At 71.4% G+C, this 2,304-nt stretch carries 2 protein-coding genes; both read right to left on the reverse strand.

What is annotated here, in order from left to right; translation table 11 throughout:
• Nucleotides 1-74 precede the first annotated feature (74 nt).
• Nucleotides 75-1,016, reverse strand: coding sequence for a carbohydrate ABC transporter permease (locus ACYVE9_RS23495; RefSeq protein WP_461029892.1), 942 nt, complete (start codon nt 1,014-1,016; stop codon nt 75-77).
• A partial coding sequence (locus tag ACYVE9_RS23500; RefSeq protein ID WP_461029893.1) for an ABC transporter permease occupies nt 1,013-2,304 on the reverse strand: 1,292 nt, incomplete at its 5' end. The genes ACYVE9_RS23495 and ACYVE9_RS23500, both read right to left, overlap by 4 nt.

The raw sequence follows: 2,304 nt of genomic DNA on the forward strand, positions 1-2,304 counted from the left end.
CCGGCACCGAGCCCCCCTCCGTGGCGCTCGGTGCCGGCCCTCCCGGTACGCCGCGCGGCGCGGCCGGCGGTGTGTCACTTCACCGAGCCGGCCATCACCCCCTGCACGAAGTGCCGCTGGAAGGCGAAGAAGACGACCACCGGCACGACCAGGGAGAGGAAGGCGCCCGGTGCCAGCACGCCGATGTTGCTGCCGAACTGCCGCATCTCCGACTGGAGGGCGACCGTGAGCGGCTGCGAGTCGCTGTCCGCGAAGAGCAGAGCGACCAGCATGTCGTTCCACACCCACAGGAACTGGAAGATGGCCAGGCTGGCCAGCGCCGGCCGGCCGAGCGGCAGCACCAGGCGGCTGAAGATGCGCCACTCGCCGCCGCCGTCCATGCGGGCGGCCTCCAGCATCTCGCGCGGGATCTCCGCGAAGTAGTTGCGGAGCAGGAACACCGCGAACGGCAGGCCGTAGGCGACGTGGAAGAGCACCACACCAGGGATGGTGCCGAACAGCCCGATCGCGCCGAACAGTTTGGCGACCGGCAGCAGCCCGATCTGCACCGGCACCACCAGCAGCCCGACCACCAGCAGGAAGATCGCGTCCCGGCCGGGGAACTCCAGCCAGGCGAACGCGTATCCGGCCAGGGCGGCGATCCCGACCACCAGCACGGTGGTCGGCACCGAGATCATCACCGTGTTCCAGAACGAGGAGGTGATGTCGGAGTCGCGGAACAGCGCGGTGTAGTTCTCCAGCGACAGTTGGCCCGGATCGGTCAGCGCCGTCCACCAGCCGCCGGACGCGTTGTCCTGCTCGGAGCGCATCGAGGAGAAGAACAACCCGGCGATCGGGGTGATCCAGATCAGCCCGACGACGATCAGCACCGCCTGGACCACGCCGCGACTGAGCTGCCCGGTCAGCCACTTCAGCGGGGACCGGCGCGGCGGGGCGGTGGTCCTGGCCACCCCGGTGCCGGGAGGCGGAGCGGGCTGCGGGGCGGGCTTGGCCTCGATGGTGCCGGGTCCGCTCATGACTGGCTCCTGCGGAAGCGTCGGACGTTGAAGATCATGGCGGGCACCACCAGGACCAGCAGCAGCACCGCGAGCGCGCTGCCCAGCCCCTGGTTGTTGCCGCCGCCGAAGGAGACCAGCCACATCTGGGTGGCGAGCACGTTGGCCTCCTCCTGCACCGGGCCGGGCGCGATGATGTAGACGAGGTCGAACACCTTCATCACGTTGATCACCAGCGTCACGAACACGACCGTCAGCACCGGGGCGAGCAGCGGCACGGTGATGCGGTGGAAGATCTGCCACTCGTTGGCGCCGTCCATCCGGGCGGCCTCCAACGTGTCTCGCGGCAGCGCCGCCAGGCCCGCGCCGATGAGGACCATGGAGAAGCCCGTCCAGATCCACAGGTAGGCGCCGATGATGGCCGGGGTCACCAGGGCCGGGCCCAGCCAGGACACCCCCTCGTAGGGCGGCGCGAAGTTCGCCGCGGGCAGTCGCAGGGTGTACGAGCCGTCGGCCAGCCCGGCGAAGCGGAACGAACCGTCCGCCGCGGTGGTGGTCCGGCCGGCCACCTCGCCGTCGCGGACCGCCTCGACGGACATGCCGGGCAGCCCCTTCTCCACCGGGTCGACCTGTCCGGCGGTGCCGCCACCGCCGGGGGTGAAGTCCAGGTAGACGGTGCCGCGCAGCTCGTCCTCGGCCGCCGGCTCGGCTGCCGCACCCGCGGCGGGCTTCGCCTCCCCGGGCACGTCCGCCGGCGGTACGCCGACGAACCCGAGGCTGACGCTCTCGCCCGGCGCCGCCGTCGCGCTCGTCCGGTAGCCGCCGTCCCCGGTGCTGCTCAGCCCGTGCTCCTCGCGGGCCCGGGCCTTGGGGTAGGCGGAGCTGTCGGTGAAGGAGTCGTGCACGCCGACGATCACCGCGTTGACCACTCCGCGGTCGGGGTCCTGCTCGTAGGCGAGCCGGAAGATGATGCCCGCGGCCAGGAAGGACACCGCCATCGGCAGGAACAGCAGCAGCTTGAAGGCGGTCGCCCAGCGCACCTTCTCGGTGAGCACGGCGAGCACCAGTCCAAGCCCGGTGAGCAGGACGGGCGCGACGACCACCCAGATCGTGCTGTTGCGGACGGCCTTCAGCGTGGCCGGGTCGCGGAACATCTCGGTGTAGTTGTCGACGCCGACGAACCGGTCACCGCCGGCGTCGAAGAGGCTGCGCCCGACGGAGAACAGCACCGGGTACACCACGAGGGCACCGAGCAGCAGCAGCGCGGGCAGCACGAACAGCACCGCGGCGGCGCGGGCCCGGCGCCGGG

It is taken from the genome of Streptomyces sparsus (assembly GCF_054776295.1).

Bases quoted from the DNA above. Each gene is read 5' to 3' on its own strand.
- ACYVE9_RS23495 (WP_461029892.1), bottom strand. From the start codon at position 1,016: ATGAGCGGACCCGGCACCATCGAGGCCAAGCCCGCCCCGCAGCCCGCT.